The organism is Pseudoduganella sp. R-34, assembly GCF_049904655.1.
Taxonomy (GTDB): Bacteria; Pseudomonadota; Gammaproteobacteria; order Burkholderiales; family Burkholderiaceae_D; genus Rugamonas.
In genome coordinates this window covers 5,042,517-5,057,433 of sequence record NZ_CP184572.1, presented here as the reverse complement: position 1 = coordinate 5,057,433, position 14,917 = coordinate 5,042,517, and the positions used below count along the sequence as shown (strand labels likewise).

The following is a 14,917-nucleotide window of genomic DNA, read 5'->3' as shown; positions in this document are numbered from 1 at the left end:
TTCGGTTGGCGCGTTGTGCAAAATTGTATATTCTCAGACAACGTTTTGTGCAATGTCGAGGTGACGCGATGAAGTGCAAGTTGATCCTGAGTGCCCCGCCTGACGTGTACGAGAACATGCGCAACGCCGCCCGCGAAAACCTGCAGCTGGTGCTGAAGGGCGATCCCGCCAACCTATTCCTCGACAAACACGGCATGAGGTTCCAATGACGATCTTTATCAAGAAATTGTGCAATGCCTTCATTACCGATGCAGTAGTCAATCGCCGTTTCGGCGGGGCGGCCGCGCGCAACGTGGAAGCGATCGGCGCCGTCATTGGCGGATTGTGGGTGGGCGGCATCGTCACTGTATCGGCCGACGCGCTGGACTGGGTGCCGAACATCATGAACAAGGCCGTGCACGATGATTTGCAGCCGGTGCACATCCCGCTGCGTGAAGTGCGTTCCGTGCGGCGCGAGTTCGGCATCCTGACCGGCATCGTGGTAGTCGAGCTGGAGGATGGCGGCGAGTTCCGCTTCCGCTGCTTCAATGCACGCAATGTGGCGGACAATATGAGCGACCTGCTGCCTAGCCAGGTGATGAGCGCATGAACCGCCTGCTGCCGCACCTGATGCTGTACGCCGCGCTGCTCGCTGCGCCTGCGGCCCGCGCGCAGGGCTATGTCGGCCTGGGGCTGGATTACTCCATGACGACGGCGCCGCTGATCAACTTCGCCAACATGGCGGTGATGAACAACAATTCCATGAACACCGGGCTCCACTCACGCGGCAAGGCGGCGCGCATGGAGGCGCCGCCGGCGGTGCAGCGCAACGCGCGGGAGCTGGCAAAGGTGTTTCCGGCGTCGAGCCAGGCAGCGATGGCACAAGCCTTCCAGCAGAGCATGGACGTCTACCAGCAGGTGGCTGCCAAAATGGGATGGCAGCGCGATGACCTGGACGGCGCAATGGCGGCCTTCATCGTTGGCAATTACATGGTCTTCGCCAACCGCGAGGTCCCGGACGAGGAATTCGCGGCGGTGGCCGAGCAGCTTCGCCAGGGGGGCGGCACGCGCCGCCTGGCCGAGAAGCAAAGCGCGGAAACAATCCGCAACCTGTACGAGAAAAGCGCCATGGTCGGCGCTTTCATGGCGCTGGCTTACAAGTCACAGCAGCAAAAGGCGCAGTCGGAGCACGCGGCTGCCAACCTGCGCAACAGCGCGCGAGAAAATTTGAAGCTGGTGTTGGGGGCTGACCCCGAGCGCCTGCAGATCGACGAGCGAGGTGTTATGCTTGTTAAATGACCATCCTTGCCGGTTCCTGCCACTGCGGCGCAATCACGATCGAGGTGCCGGCCGCGCCGGCCTACCTGATCGACTGCAACTGCTCGATTTGCCGCCGCACGCGGGCGCTGTGGGCGTTCTATCCCGAAGACGGGGTCCGCATCGAGGGCGATCCGGCGCATGCCGAGGATTACGTCTGGGGCGACAAGTCACTGCGCACGGTGCGCTGCCGGACCTGCGGCTGTGTCACGCACTGGAAGTCGCTAAAGCCCAATGACGATGGCCGCATGGGCGTGAACATGGCCAATTTCGCGCCGGAAGCCGTGGCGGAAATGGAAGTCCGCAAGTTCGACGGCGCCGACACCTGGACCTACTTGTGATCGCCGACCTGCCCGAGGACGCCTTGTTGCAGCGTTACCGCGAGCAGGGGGCTTACACCGATTGTTTCGCCATCGACGTGCCGGAACAGGTCGCGCATGCAGCCTATGTCGAGGCTTTCTACACCACCGCCGTCTTCAAGCTGGAACGGTTGCTGCTGGCGCTGTTCGTTGCGCGGCCTTCGCGCGATGTGGAAGCGCGTGAGCTGGCGCGCGGCCAGCGCCAGCATTTCTCCGCGTGGTCGGTGGAAGGGCGGGCGGCGGATCAGTTGCTGATGTGCGATGTCGCAGGCAGCACGCGTTCATGGTTGATGGCGGCGCCGGCCGGGCAGGGCACGCGGCTGTATTTTGGCTCCGCAGTCGTGCACTCGCGGCAGGGAGGCCTGTTCCGCGCGCTGCTTGGCTTCCATCAGCTCTATTCACGCATCCTGTTGCGCGCCGCTGCCTCGCGCGTGCGCAGGGCCGGCTGAAGCGCGATGGATTCCCTGATTACCGCGTCGGCCCGTTCCCTTGCCAGCGGTGACGTGCTGGGCGCCCTGAAACATGTGGCACTGCGCGACGACCCACCGGCGCTGGCCCTGCGCGGCATCGCCATGGCGCGGCTGGGCGACTTTCCCAGGGCGCGCGAGTTGCTGCGGCGTGCCGCGCGTGGCTTTGGCTCGCATGAAGAACTGGCCCGCGCGCGCTGCCTTGTCGCGGAAGCGGAAGTGGCGATGGCCATGCGTGATTTTGCAGCCCCGCCGCGCGCGCTGGCGGCCGCGCTGGCGGTGCTGGAAGCGCACGGCGACTATGGCAATGCCTTGCAGGCGCGCTTGATCGCCGCCCGTAAATTCCTCCTGCTTGGACGCCTCGAAGCCGCTGCAACTGAACTGTCGCGCCTCGATATCCGTGCCCTGACGCCGTCTCTGGCGGCAGTTGCGCAACTGGCCGCGGCCGAACTGGCAATGCGAACGCTACGCCCGGCGCAGGCAAGGGCCGCGCTTGCGCACGCGCATGCGGCGGCCACCCGCTCGGGCGTGCCGGAGCTTCTGGCAGAGGTCGTGGAGGCCAGCGCTGCGCTGCATCGTCCCGCCGCGCGCCTGCACGGTGGCGGCGCGCTGTCGCTCGACGAAGTGGCAGCTCTGCTGGCATCGGGCACACTGGTACTGGATGCCTGCCGGCGAGGCCTGGGCTGCGGCGCGGCCTGGCGTTCCCTGGCCCGCAGGCCGGTATTGTTTGCGCTGGCCCGCATCCTGGCTGAGGCCTGGCCGGGCGATGCCGGGCGAGACCTGCTGATCGAACGGGCCTTCAACACGCGTCGCCCCGACGAAACCCACCGCGCGCGGTTGCGGGTGGAGATCGGCCGCCTTCGCGCGCTCCTCAAGGGACTGGCCGGCATCGAGGCAACGCCGCTCGGCTTTGCGATCCGGCCTGGTGATGGGCGCAGCCTGGCCATGCTGGAGCCGCCGATCGATGGCGAGCAGGCTGCGTTGCTGGCGCTCTTGTCCGAGGGCGCTGCCTGGTCGACTTCGGCCTTGGCCCTGGCGCTTGATGCCAGCCAGCGCACCGTCCAGCGCGCCCTGGCTGAACTGGAGGCGGAGGGACGGGTGCGCTCGATCGGCAGTGCCCGCACGCGGCGCTGGCTGTCGCCGCCGCTGGCCGGATTCACGACAATCTTGTTACTCCCTGCTGCACTGCCGTTGGAATAAAGTTCATTTGCGGCGCCAATCGAGGCGCGCCTCATAAGGAGCCAGGCAATGACACACAATTCAAGCAAGGTGCGCACGGCTGAAATCCTGCGCGAATACGGCCCGTTCGACGGCGTTACCAAAGTCGGCGGGGTTACTTACGACGGCCATCTGGTATGGGCGGCAACAGGCGCCCGCCTGATCGGCATTGATCCCGAGAGCGGCAAGCAGGCGCGCTCGCTGGAGGTGGCCGCCGATGCCGGCACGGCATTCGACGGCAAGTTCCTGTACCAGATCGCGGCAGAACGGATCAACAAGATCGACCCATCCAGCGGAGCGGTGGTGTCGTCTATTCCTGCGCCCGGCAAAGGCGCGGATTCCGGCCTGGCGTGGGCGGAAGGCAGCCTGTGGGTGGGGCAGTACCGCGAACGCAAGATCCATCAGGTCAATCCGGAGACCGGCGCCGTGCTGCGCACCATCGAATCGAACCGCTTCGTCACCGGCGTGACATGGGTGGACGGCGAGCTTTGGCATGGCACCTGGGAGGGCGACCAGAGCGACATCCGCCATGTCGATCCGCACAGCGGGGCCGTGCTGGAACGGCTGGAAATGCCGCCGGGCGTCTTCGTCAGCGGCCTGGAATCCGATGGCGCCGGCTTGTTCTATGCCGGCGGCGAGAATAGCGGCAAGGTGCGTGCAGTGCGCCGCCCACGAGGGGAGTAATCATGAACGCCATCGTCAATCAGGAGCAATGGGTAGCGCAGCGCAAGGCGTTGCTGGTGCGCGAAAAGGAGTTGATGCGCCAGCAGGACCAATTGGCCAGCGCCCGCCGCGCGCTGCCGTGGGTGCGCGTTGACAAGCAGTACGTGTTCGACACGCCGCAGGGCAAGCGTTCCTTGTCCGACCTGTTCGAAGGGCGCAGCCAGCTAGTGGTGCAGCATTTCATGTTTGCGCCCGGGCAGGAGCGCGGCTGCGCGCACTGCTCCTACATGGCCGACCATACGGATGGCGCGCTGGCGCACCTGGCGCAGCGCGACGTGAGCGTGGTGGCGGTATCGCGCGCACCGCTGGCCAGCCTGGAGCGCATGCGCAAGGAAATGGGCTGGCGGTTCAAATGGGTGTCGTCGGGTGACAGCGATTTCAATTACGACTTCCACGTCAGTTTCGCGCCGGAAGAAATGGCTGCAGGCGAAGTCTATTACAACTACACCGGCCAGGCTTTCCCGCACGAAGATGCGCCCGGCGTCAGCGTTTTCTACAAGGACGACGCGGGCACGGTCTACCACACTTATTCGACCTACGGCCGCGGGGTGGAAGTGATGATGCATACCTATCGCTTCCTCGATCTCACGCCGCTCGGGCGGCACGAGGATGATTTGCCGTACACGATGGCGTGGGTCAGGCATCATGACCGCTACGCGCAACCGGCGGCGTCATGCTGCGGCTCCCAGGCGTGATGCGGGGATGCCATGTCGATCTTCCGGCCCTGGCGGGCCGTGACGGCGATCGCCTGCGGCCATGCGGCGTCGATGGCGGTGGCGGCGGCGGTGGCATTCCGGCTGCCGCTGGACCGCCCGGCCCTGCAGTGGGGCGCAGGCGTGCTGCTGCTGGTTGCTTTGGCCTGCCGCATCGGCAAAGGCCACGCCTTGGCGGGCCAGGCGGGAATGGCGCTGTGGACTTTCATCACATCCACGGCGCACGGCGCAGGCTTCATCCTCATGCCGGCGCTGATGACGATCTGCGGCAGCGGCAGTGGCGCCGCAGGGCCGTTGCTGCAAACGCTGGCGGCGATGGCGCTGCACCTGGCGGCGATGCTTGCCGCGAACGGCGCGATGCTTTATCTCGCCGTTCGCTTCGTGCAGTGGCTTAAGGCTTGACAATCACCTTGCCGGTGACCTTGCGTGCTGCCATCGCTTCGAGCGCGCGCGGCGTGTCGGCCAGGGCGTAGCGTGCCGAGATGTGCGGGCGGATCTTGCCTTCGGCCAGCCAGCCCAGGAGCTGCATCATGCCGGCCAGGTTGGCTTTCGGCTCGCGCTTGACGAACTCGCCCCAGAACACGCCCATTAGCGAAGCGCCCTTGAGCAGCGTCAGGTTCAGGGGCAGCTTCGGTATCTCGCCGTTGGCAAAGCCCACCACCAGGTAGCGGCCGCGCCAGCCGATCGAGCGGAAGGCCGGCTCGGCGTATTCACCGCCGACCGGGTCGTATATCACGTCCGGGCCCTTGCCGTCGGTAGCGGCCTTGATGGCTTCGCGCAGGTCGTTGCTGCTGTAGTTGACCAGGACGTCGGCGCCATGCTCCTTGCAGACGGCCAGCTTTTCCTCGCTGGAAGCGGCGGCAATCACCCGCGCGCCGAGCGCCTTGCCGATCTCGATGGCCGCCAGACCGACGCCGCCGGCGGCGCCCAGCACCAGCATGGTTTCGCCGGCCTTCAACCGGGCGCGGTCCACCACGGCGTGGTGCGAGGTGCCGTAGGTGAGGGTGATCGCGGCGGCGGTGTCGAAATCCATCCCCGGCGGCATCGGCATCAGCGAAGCGGCGGGCACCAGCAGTTGTTCGGCAAAGCCGCCATGCGCGGAGAAGGCAATCGCCTTGTCGCCCGGCTTGAAGCCCTGCACCCCTTCGCCCACCGACAGCACCACGCCCGAGACTTCATTCCCCGGCGTGAAGGGCAGGGCAGGCTTGTATTGGTACTTGCCCTGGATGATCAGTACATCCGGAAAGTTGACTGCTGCCGCCTTTACCTGCAACACCACCTGGCCGGGGCCAGGCTGCGGGTCGGGCACATCTTCCAGCACCAGCGTGTCGGGCAGGCCCCACTCCTTGCAAACGATAGCCTTCATATGGTCTCCATCATTTTTGGAACGATCGTGCGATTATGCCCGAGAACACTTTGCGCCGGCACAAAGTTTATCGCGCGGGAGGGGAATACATTTGGCAGGCAGGGGAGGCGATTGCCATGAGTATCCGGTACGGCTGCTTTTTCAGTTACGCGCATGGCCAGCACGCATATATGAGCCACTTCAAGGACGACCTGGTCGATGCCCTGAAGTGCTATCTTGAGCCCCACTTCGACAACGAGACCGAGCTGTTTGTCGATAGCGAGCAACTGGGTGGCGGGGACGATATCGACCGCCGGCTTGCGCTGGCCATGTGCCAGAGCGCCACCATGATCGTGATCTACACGCCCAAGTACGAAGCCCACCCATATACCCGGCGCGAATTCGCCGCCATGCAGATGATCGAGGCCGAGCGCAGCGGCTGGTACGAGCTGCCAAGCCACCTGATCATCCCCGTCATCATGACCCGCCATCCGCTGAACCTGCCGCGCCAGATCAGCGAGCCTGGCATGTATGTCGATTTTTCGCGCTATACGCTGGCAACCGGGGATCTGAAGACCAATCCCGATTTCCTGCCCGATATCCGGCGCATCGTCGAGCGCATCACGATGCACTACCACTGCCTGAAGGCGAGCATTCCGCCCGACCACGACTGCAGGCAGTTCGTGCTGCCGCCGGTGCCGCCGGAATGGCGCCCGCCGGCCCCGCCTCACTTTCCTCGCTAGAAAAACCTCTGAAAGAGCGCCATGGAACACCTACGCCTGCACCTGCCAGAGCTGCCCGCAGCCGGCGAAGTCACCACTTTCTATTCCTACAAGGGCGGCGTAGGCCGTACCATGGCGCTGGCCAATCTTGGGCACATCCTGGCAAGCCGCCGCACGGCGCCGGTGTTGCTGGTCGACTGGGACCTGGAGGCTCCGGGGCTGCATTACTACTTTCCCGGCGCGGCGGAGGCGCCGGGAGTGCTGGACCTGTTCGAAGAATGCCGCGAGCAGCTCCAGGAGCGCGCCGGCCGCTACGCCAGCGAGCAGGCGCTGGCCGAGGCGGTGTTCGACGCGGTACGCTGGGAGCAGTACTTGATCAGGGCATGCGATGACCGGCCACTCTGGCTGCTGCGCGCTGGGCGGTGCGATGGCAGCCATGCGGAACGCGCGGCGATGCTGGACTGGCAAAGCTTGTTCGACGCTTGCCCCGCGCTGTTCCGCACCTTTGCCGCGCGGTTGGCGCGCCATTTCGGCCATGTGCTGGTCGATGCGCGCAGCGGTCGCGCCGACTGCGCCGCCATCTGCACAACCTTGCTGCCGACACGGCTGGTGCTGGTGTTCGCGCCGAACCGGCAAAACCTGGACGGCCTGCGGGACCTGGTGGCGCGCGCCACCGGCTATCGCAGTTGCCATGAGGACGAACAGCGCCAGTTGCTGGTCTACCCGCTGCCATCGCGCATCGATACCTCGGACGAGGCGCAATGCAGGTTCTGGCGCCGCGGCGAGGATGGGGAGGGCGGCTACCAGCCCCTGTTCGAAGGCATGCTGGGCCAGGCCTACGGCTTGCCCTGGCTGTCGCTGGAAGAGTACTTCGATGCGGTGCAATTGCCGCACTGCGCCAGCCTGGCCAGTGGCGAACCGCTGCCGGCGCTGGCGCTGCAGCAAGGCTATTATGCATTTATGCAATGGTTTGGCGATGGGCTCTGCCCCTGGCAGCGCCTGCCCGCTGCCGGGCCGGCCACCCTGAACAACCACCATGCCTTGCCGCTCGAGCAAGAGCGCGCAGGGTACTGGCCGATGCCGGCGGCAATGTAAATTTGTCGCCGCCGGCGCGCTGCGCCAGTCGTTGCTTCAGGTAAAATTCCCTGTATGAGAATCCTTATCAGTAACGACGACGGCTACCTGGCGCCTGGCATCAATGCGCTGGCGGAAGCCCTGCAGCCAATTGCCGATATCGTGGTTGTGGCGCCCGACAGCAACCGTTCCGGCGCTTCCAATTCCCTCACGCTGGACCGTCCTTTGTCGGTGCAGCAGGCGGCCAATGGTTTCTATTTTGTCAATGGAACGCCGACCGATTGCGTGCACGTGGCGCTGACCGGCCTGCTGGACCACGTGCCGGACCTGGTGGTGTCGGGCATTAACAACGGCCCGAACATGGGCGATGACACGCTGTACTCGGGCACGGTGGCCGCCGCCACCGAGGGCTACCTGTTCGGCGTGCCGGCGATGGCTTTTTCGCAGGGTTCCTACGGTTGGGCGAATGTCGATGCCGCGGCCCGCGTGGCGCGCGACCTGGTGCAGCGCTACCTGGAACTGCTGGAGCGGCCCTACCTGCTGAACGTGAACATCCCGAACCTGCCGTATGAGCAGCTGGGTCCCCTGACCCCGACCCGCCTCGGCCGCCGCCACCAGGCCGAACCCGTGGTCAAGGCGCTTGACCCGCGCGGCCGGGAAATCTACTGGATTGGCCCGCCCGGCGCCTGCAAGGATGCTGGCGAGGGCACCGACTTCCATGCCGTCGCCAATGGCCGCGTTTCGCTGACGCCATTGCAGATCGACCTGACCCATCGCCAACAACTCGATACCCTGGCAAAGGCCATCGCATGAGCGAAAAGACCCGCACTTTCCCGCTGCCCCTGTCTTCTGTTACCGACAAGAGCCCGGCGAAAAAGCCGGTCTACAGCACCGTGGCCACGCCACAAACCGCCACCCAGAATGCCGCCCGCACTGCCGCGGCCAGCCCTGGCGGCTGGCGCCCGCCGCAACCGGTGGCCTCGCCCTCGCGCGCCCATTCCTATGCCCAGGAACGCGCCCAGGTGCAGCTTGGCCCCGTGGCGGCGCCGCGCCAGAATGCCCTGGTATCGGACGGCGTGCGTCGCGCCATGGTGCAGCGGGTGGCGAAGCAGGGCGTGAGCGACCCGGTAGTGCTGGGCGCGCTCGACACCGTGCCGCGCCATATGTTCATGGACGAGGGCCTGGCCCCGCAAGCCTATATCGACGCTTCGCTGCCGATCGGCCACCACCAGACCATTTCCCAGCCTTATATCGTGGCGCGCATGATCGAGGTGATGCGCGCCGGCCAGGATCTGCACCGCGTGCTGGAAATCGGCACCGGCTGCGGCTACCAGGCGGCGGTGCTGGCCTGCGTGGCGAAAGAGGTGTTTTCGATCGAACGCATCAAGCCCCTGCACGAACTGGCCAAGGCCAACTTGCGGCCCCTGCGGGTGCCGAACCTGCGTTTGCACTACGGAGATGGTATGCTAGGCTTGCCGCAGGCGGCGCCTTTCGATGGCATCATCCTTGCCGCCGCTGGCCTGGAAGTGCCGCAGGCCTTGCTGGATCAACTGAATATCGGCGGCCGCCTGGTCGCCCCTGTCGGGGCCCGCACCCAGCATCTCGAACTGGTGACCCGTGTCAGCAAGAACGAATGGGTGCGCCAGACGCTGGAAGACTGCCATTTTGTGCCGCTGCGCCCTGGCACCGTTTAACACACAGATCAATAGAATGACGAAGAACTATTCCCTTTTCCTGATGGCGGCCTCGCTGGCCGTGCTGACCGCATGTTCGACCGTGCCGACCCAGGCCCCGGTCGAAGATCGTTCGACACCGCACCCCACCACACCGCCGAAAGTGGCCGCGGTGGAGGAGCCGAAAGACAAGGAAGGCTACTATACCGTCCACAAGGGCGACACCCTGATCCGCATCGCCTTTGACCGCGGCCTGAATTATCGAGACCTGGCGGCCTGGAACAACTTGTCGAATCCGGACGACATCAAGGTTGACCAGGTGTTGCGCCTGACGCAACCCGAAGGCGTGCAGGTAGCGGCCGTGCCGACCCCGCCGCAGATCGAGAAAACCCCGCCGCCGCCGCGCAAGTCGACGCCAAAGGGGGAGAAGCGCCCGTATTCCGATGCCGCAGTGGCGGATTTGCAGAAATCCGACGAACGCTCCGACAAGCCGGCCATGGTGGCCAGCCTGGCCCCAACCCCGGCGCCGGCCGTGCCGCAGGCAGCTGCGGTCAGCGCGGAAGACCGCGACCTGTCGTGGACCTGGCCTTCCGATGGCCGCGTGGTGGCACAGTTCGACGAGGGCAGGAACAAGGGCATCGACATCGCAGGGCGCGCCGGACAACAAGTGTTGGCTGCTGAACGAGGAAAAGTGATGTATGCCGGTAGCGGCATCCGCGGATATGGTAATCTCGTCATTGTGAAGCACAGTAACAGCCTGTTGTCGGCCTATGCCCACAACCGCTCCATCCTGGTCAAGGAGGGGCAGGAAGTGCGCAGGGGCCAGGCAATTGCTGAAATGGGGGACTCCGATACCGACACGGTCAAGCTGCACTTTGAGATAAGGCAGCAGGGCAAGCCGGTGGATCCATCGAAATTCCTGCCTAACCGCTAGATAAGCACCCATGACACGCTCGCCGAATGACCAACTGGAAGACGACTCGATTCCTGAGGAATTCCCGGACGAGCCGATCGATGAAGTAGCCATCGATTCCATGGAACCGGACGGCGAGGTTGCGGTTGAAGGCGCCAGCGCCGTCCTTGAAACGGTCGACGAACTGAAAAAGGTGCTGGCGGCGGAGCTCTCCACCGACACTACCCAGCACTACCTGAACCAGATCGGCACCCGTCCCCTGCTGACGGCGCCGCAGGAGGTGCATTTCGCCACGCTGGCCAAGCAGGGCGATTTCGCCGCCCGCCAGACCATGATCGAGCATAACCTGCGGCTGGTGGTGTCGATCGCCAAGCATTACATCAATCGCGGCGTGGTGCTGCTCGACATGATCGAAGAGGGCAACATCGGCCTGATGCGCGCCATCGACAAGTTCGAGCCGGAGCGCGGCTTCCGCTTCTCTACCTATGCCACCTGGTGGATTCGCCAGAGCATCGAGCGCGCCATCATGAACCAGGCGCGCACGGTGCGCCTGCCGGTGCACATGGTGCGTGAACTGAACCAGATCCTGCGCGGCAAGTACCACCTGGAGGCGCAGCACCATAATGGCAAGGATGCCACGGCGGAGGATATCGCCGACCTGGTGGGGCGGCCGGTGGAAGAGGTGCAGGATATCCTGGCCTTGTCCGAGCATGCCACCTCGCTCGATGCGCCGCTGGATAACGACCCCCAGTCGTCGCTGATGGACATGCTGCCGGGCGATTCCGAGGATTCGCCCGACGCGCGCGCCGAACACCATGAGATGACGGTGCTGGTGCGCGACTGGCTGACCAAGCTGCCGGACAAGCAGCGCATTGTCATCATGCGCCGCTTCGGGCTCGATAACGACGATCCGGCGACGCTGGAAACCCTGGCCGAGGAAATGGGCGTGACGCGCGAGCGGGTGCGCCAGATCCAGCAGGAAGCGCTGGTCAAGCTGAAGCGGGCGATGGCGGCGCGCGGCGTGGTACGCGATTCGCTTCTCTGAAACCGGAAGTGCGGTGTCTGACCCGCAGGGTCAGACACCTGGCCTGCAGTTGCTGTGGATTGGTGTCAGACCCCGCGGGTCTGACACCGGGGTACCGGTTTTTGGTATCATAGCGGGCTTTGGGCGCGCAACGCGCCGGCTGCAACCTTAATCGCTATGCAAGACAACATCGTCGAAATCAAATCCCTGGACATGGATGCCCGTGGCGTTGGCCACATCGAGAACGAAGACGGCTCGCCGGGCAAGGTGGTCTTCATCGAAGGCGCGCTGCCGGGCGAAAAAGTCAGCTTCGAGCTGCTGCGCAAGAAGAAGAACTGGGAGCAGGGGCGCATGACCGCGCTGCACAAGGAATCGTCGATGCGCGTCAAGCCGAAGTGCGAGCACTTCGACATTTGCGGCGGCTGCTCCATGCAGCACCTGGAAGCGTCGGCCCAGGTGGCGATCAAGCAGCGCGTGCTGGAAGATAACCTGTGGCACCTGTCCAAGGTCAAGTCCGACACCATGATGCGCCCGATGTATGGACCGACCTGGGGCTACCGCTATCGTGCGCGCCTGTCCTCGCGCTACGTGGCCAAGAAGGGCACGGTACTGGTCGGCTTCCACGAAAAGAAATCGGTCTTTGTAGCCGATATCCAGAGCTGCCAGATCCTGCCGAAGCACGTGTCGGACATGATGATGCCGCTGCGCGCCCTGATCCACTCGCTGACCATCTTCGACAAGGTGCCGCAGATCGAACTGGCCGTCGGCGAAGACAATACCGTGCTGGTGATGCGCAATATGGTACCGCTGGGCGAAGGCGACGAGGACAAGCTGAAGGCCTTCGCCGACGAATACAAGATCCAGTGGTGGCTGCAACCTAAAGGCCCGGACACGGCATACCCGTTCTACCCGGCCGGCAAGGAGCTGTATTACACGCTGCCGGAATTCGGCGTCAAGATGCCGTTCAAGCCGACCGATTTCACCCAGGTGAACCACCACATCAACCGCGTGCTGGTGCACAAGGCGCTGCGCCTGCTGGACGTGCAAAAGGAAGAGCGCGTGGCCGACCTGTTCTGCGGCCTGGGTAACTTCACGCTGCCGCTGGCGACCCAGGCGCGCGAAGTGGTGGGTATCGAAGGCTCCACCGCGCTCACTGAGCGCGCGCTGTCGAACGCCAAGGTGAACGGCGTTGACGGCCACACCACTTTCCAGTGCCGTAACCTGTTCGAGATCACCAAGGATGACCTGATCGCCCTCGGCAAGTTCGACCGCATGCTGATCGACCCGCCGCGCGACGGCGCCATGGCCTTGTCGCTGGCGCTGGCCGAGCTGAGGGAGTCGAATCCGGACATGCTGCCGAAGCGTATCGTCTACGTGTCGTGCTCGCCATCGACCCTGGCGCGCGATGCCGGCGTGCTGGTGCACCGCGCCGGCTATCGCATGTCGCAAGCTGGCGTGATGAACATGTTCCCGCACACCTCGCACGTGGAGTCGATGGCGGTGTTCGACCTCGTGTAAGGCCTAAGCCAGCCGGGAAAGGATGGTCGCCATGCCGCTTGCCAGGCCGACCATCCCGAGCAGTATGGCGACCAGGAGTCCGATGATCCAGCGCTGCCCTTGCTCCAGCGCGACAATGCGCGCGGTCAGCCGCTGCTCCAGTTCCGCCAGGCGCCCATCCACATAGGCATGCATGCGCGTTTCCGACTCGGCGACAGCACTGGCGATCTCAGCCCGCAGCTCTATCGCGAACTTGTCCAGGCGTTCACTCAGAAGCTTGATTTCGCAGGCGAGGTCAGGCACTCTCTCCTCCAGTTTGCGAATACGTTCTTCGTGGTCAGGGGAATCCGCTTCCATGATAGGCTCCCACGGGTGGCGATGCGATAAGTGTTTGCCAATCGTGTGGGGTACGGATTGAGTTGGCGCAAAGGTGTGGGTCAAACGAAAAAAAGCCGGCGGATGCCGGCTTTTTCATTGGACAGCTTGTCGCTTATTCGCGGTCGCCGGCCAGGCCCAGCAGGTTCAGCAGGCTGGTGAAGATGTTGTACACGTCCAGGTACAGGGCCAGGGTGGCGGAGATGTAGTTGGTCTCGCCGCCGTTGACGATGCGCTGCACGTCGAACAGGATATACGCCGAGAACACGGCAATCACCAGCACCGAGATCACGATCGACAGCGCGCTCATGCCCAGGAAGATGTTGGCGATCGAAGCCAGCATCAGCACGATCACGCCGGCGAACAGCCATTTGCCCATCATCGAGAAATCGCGCTTGGTCACGGTGGCATAGCTGGCCAGTGCGGCGAAAATCGATGCCGTGCCGCCGAATGCGGTCATGATCAAGGTGGCGCCGTTGGAGTAACCCAGGGTGCGGCTGAGCAGCGGCGTCAGCATCAGGCCCATGAAGAAGGTGAAGCCCAGCAGCAGGGCGACGCCGATGCCGGAGTCCTTGTTCTTTTCAATGGCCCAGAAGAAGCCGAAAGCGATACCCAGGAACAAGATTGCGCCGATGAAGCCGCGCGGGAAGGGCATGCCGAAAGTCACGCCAACGAATGCGCCCAGCACGGTCGGGATCATCGACAGGGCCAGCAGCCAGTAGGTATTGCGCAGCACGCGGTTGCGGATCAGCGCGTTGTCGGTGGCGACGGCGCTGCCAAAATGATGTACGTTTTGCATATTTAAATGCCTCCTTTACCAAAAAGCATAGCATGCCGCTGACCGGATGGGGACTTTCTGGCTTAGGAAATACTTAAAAACGCTTAGGGGAAGCCCTTATATGCGCCCGAGGAGTGTTTCCTTGGGCATAGAGAGTGAACTATGTTAAAATCTAGGGTTGATCGAGAATCTAATTTCTTCTTTTAAACCTTTCTTTTTATTGGAGTTTTTCATAATGGCAATCGAACGCACCCTGTCGATCATCAAACCTGACGCAGTAGCCAAGAACGTGATCGGCCAGATCTACAGCCGTTTCGAAGGCGCAGGCCTGAAAGTGATCGCTGCCCGCATGACCCAGCTGTCCCGCGCTGAAGCCGAAGGCTTCTACGCTGTGCACCGCGAGCGTCCTTTCTTCAAGGACCTGGTTGACTTCATGGTTTCCGGTCCTGTGATGATCCAGGTTCTGGAAGGCGAAGGCGCGATCCTGAAAAACCGCGACCTGATGGGCGCTACCGATCCGAAGAAGGCAGAAAAAGGCACCATCCGTGCTGATTTCGCTGATTCCATCGACGCTAACGCTGTTCACGGCTCCGACGCCGCTGAAACCGCTGCCGTTGAAATCGCCTACTTCTTCCCAGCACTGAACGTCTACTCCCGTTAATTTTTAGCGGTTGTAATGTAGTACAGTAGTATTGCGCCTTGCCCCGGGTCTTCGGTCCGGGGCAAAGCCGTTTTTGAAA

At 63.7% G+C, this 14,917-nt stretch carries 20 protein-coding genes; 17 read left to right on the top strand and 3 right to left on the bottom strand.

Going from position 1 to position 14,917, the window contains the following annotated elements:
• Positions 1-68: 68 nt before the first annotated feature.
• The 9 genes from ACN9MW_RS23235 to ACN9MW_RS23195 are packed head-to-tail and all read left to right on the top strand — an operon-like array spanning position 69 to position 5,178.
• Entirely contained in the window at positions 69-209 is a 141-nt protein-coding gene (locus ACN9MW_RS23235; RefSeq protein WP_426163144.1) for a hypothetical protein, read from the top strand.
• Entirely contained in the window at positions 206-589 is a 384-nt protein-coding gene (locus ACN9MW_RS23230; RefSeq protein WP_426163142.1) for a hypothetical protein, read from the top strand. The genes ACN9MW_RS23235 and ACN9MW_RS23230 overlap by 4 nt, the downstream gene beginning before the upstream one ends.
• On the top strand, positions 586-1,278 hold the full coding sequence (locus ACN9MW_RS23225) for a DUF6683 family protein (RefSeq protein WP_426163140.1): 693 nt from the start codon (positions 586-588) through the stop codon (positions 1,276-1,278). Before ACN9MW_RS23230 ends, ACN9MW_RS23225 begins: the two co-directional genes overlap by 4 nt.
• Positions 1,275-1,637, top strand: coding sequence for a GFA family protein (locus ACN9MW_RS23220; RefSeq protein ID WP_426163138.1), 363 nt, complete (start codon positions 1,275-1,277; stop codon positions 1,635-1,637). The genes ACN9MW_RS23225 and ACN9MW_RS23220 overlap by 4 nt, the downstream gene beginning before the upstream one ends.
• Positions 1,634-2,104: a hypothetical protein gene (locus ACN9MW_RS23215; protein ID WP_426163136.1), complete on the top strand. Its 471-nt coding sequence runs from the start codon at positions 1,634-1,636 to the stop codon at positions 2,102-2,104. Before ACN9MW_RS23220 ends, ACN9MW_RS23215 begins: the two co-directional genes overlap by 4 nt.
• A gap of 6 nt (positions 2,105-2,110) precedes the next feature.
• On the top strand, positions 2,111-3,322 hold the full coding sequence (locus ACN9MW_RS23210) for a helix-turn-helix domain-containing protein (protein ID WP_426163134.1): 1,212 nt from the start codon (positions 2,111-2,113) through the stop codon (positions 3,320-3,322).
• 48 nt (positions 3,323-3,370) lie between these two features.
• Complete coding sequence (locus ACN9MW_RS23205) at positions 3,371-4,024, top strand: glutaminyl-peptide cyclotransferase (protein ID WP_426163132.1); 654 nt, start codon at positions 3,371-3,373, stop codon at positions 4,022-4,024.
• Between the two features lie 2 nt (positions 4,025-4,026).
• Positions 4,027-4,758: a DUF899 domain-containing protein gene (locus ACN9MW_RS23200; RefSeq protein ID WP_426163130.1), complete on the top strand. Its 732-nt coding sequence runs from the start codon at positions 4,027-4,029 to the stop codon at positions 4,756-4,758.
• A 12-nt stretch (positions 4,759-4,770) separates the two neighbouring features.
• Positions 4,771-5,178, top strand: coding sequence for a hypothetical protein (locus ACN9MW_RS23195; RefSeq protein ID WP_426163128.1), 408 nt, complete (start codon positions 4,771-4,773; stop codon positions 5,176-5,178).
• On the opposite strand, the gene ACN9MW_RS23190 is transcribed toward ACN9MW_RS23195, so the two are convergent.
• Positions 5,168-6,142 (bottom strand): NADPH:quinone oxidoreductase family protein, encoded by a 975-nt coding sequence (locus ACN9MW_RS23190; protein WP_426163126.1) that lies wholly within the window; start codon positions 6,140-6,142, stop codon positions 5,168-5,170. The genes ACN9MW_RS23195 and ACN9MW_RS23190 overlap by 11 nt on opposite strands.
• 116 nt (positions 6,143-6,258) lie before the next feature.
• Here ACN9MW_RS23190 and ACN9MW_RS23185 point away from each other — a divergent pair, with 116 nt between their 5' ends.
• The 7 genes from ACN9MW_RS23185 to rlmD all read left to right on the top strand — a co-directional run bounded on the left by ACN9MW_RS23185 (position 6,259) and on the right by rlmD (position 13,045).
• Positions 6,259-6,864, top strand: a complete 606-nt coding sequence (locus ACN9MW_RS23185; RefSeq protein ID WP_426163124.1) for a toll/interleukin-1 receptor domain-containing protein — start codon at positions 6,259-6,261, stop codon at positions 6,862-6,864.
• Between the two features lie 21 nt (positions 6,865-6,885).
• Positions 6,886-7,938, top strand: a complete 1,053-nt coding sequence (locus ACN9MW_RS23180) for a KGGVGR-motif variant AAA ATPase (protein WP_426163122.1) — start codon at positions 6,886-6,888, stop codon at positions 7,936-7,938.
• A gap of 54 nt (positions 7,939-7,992) precedes the next feature.
• Positions 7,993-8,730: a 5'/3'-nucleotidase SurE gene (surE, locus tag ACN9MW_RS23175; RefSeq protein ID WP_426163120.1), complete on the top strand. Its 738-nt coding sequence runs from the start codon at positions 7,993-7,995 to the stop codon at positions 8,728-8,730.
• On the top strand, positions 8,727-9,611 hold the full coding sequence (locus tag ACN9MW_RS23170) for a protein-L-isoaspartate(D-aspartate) O-methyltransferase (protein WP_426163118.1): 885 nt from the start codon (positions 8,727-8,729) through the stop codon (positions 9,609-9,611). Before surE ends, ACN9MW_RS23170 begins: the two co-directional genes overlap by 4 nt.
• Before the next feature lie 16 nt (positions 9,612-9,627).
• A complete protein-coding gene (locus ACN9MW_RS23165; protein WP_426163116.1) occupies positions 9,628-10,524 on the top strand; it encodes a peptidoglycan DD-metalloendopeptidase family protein in 897 nt (298 codons plus the stop codon).
• 10 nt (positions 10,525-10,534) lie between these two features.
• Positions 10,535-11,548, top strand: a complete 1,014-nt coding sequence (gene rpoS, locus ACN9MW_RS23160; protein ID WP_426163114.1) for an RNA polymerase sigma factor RpoS — start codon at positions 10,535-10,537, stop codon at positions 11,546-11,548.
• A 156-nt stretch (positions 11,549-11,704) separates the two neighbouring features.
• On the top strand, positions 11,705-13,045 hold the full coding sequence (rlmD, locus tag ACN9MW_RS23155) for a 23S rRNA (uracil(1939)-C(5))-methyltransferase RlmD (protein WP_426163112.1): 1,341 nt from the start codon (positions 11,705-11,707) through the stop codon (positions 13,043-13,045).
• A 3-nt stretch (positions 13,046-13,048) separates the two neighbouring features.
• On the opposite strand, the gene ACN9MW_RS23150 is transcribed toward rlmD, so the two are convergent.
• A complete protein-coding gene (locus ACN9MW_RS23150; RefSeq protein WP_426163110.1) occupies positions 13,049-13,381 on the bottom strand; it encodes a hypothetical protein in 333 nt (110 codons plus the stop codon).
• Positions 13,382-13,514: 133 nt separating this feature from the next.
• Positions 13,515-14,198 carry a Bax inhibitor-1/YccA family protein gene (locus tag ACN9MW_RS23145; protein WP_426163108.1) on the bottom strand — a complete coding sequence of 228 codons (684 nt, stop codon included), beginning with the start codon at positions 14,196-14,198 and terminating at the stop codon, positions 13,515-13,517.
• 214 nt (positions 14,199-14,412) lie between these two features.
• On the opposite strand from ACN9MW_RS23145, the gene ndk reads away from it, so the two are divergent.
• Positions 14,413-14,838: a nucleoside-diphosphate kinase gene (ndk, locus tag ACN9MW_RS23140; RefSeq protein WP_155441729.1), complete on the top strand. Its 426-nt coding sequence runs from the start codon at positions 14,413-14,415 to the stop codon at positions 14,836-14,838.
• Positions 14,839-14,917: the final 79 nt, after the last annotated feature.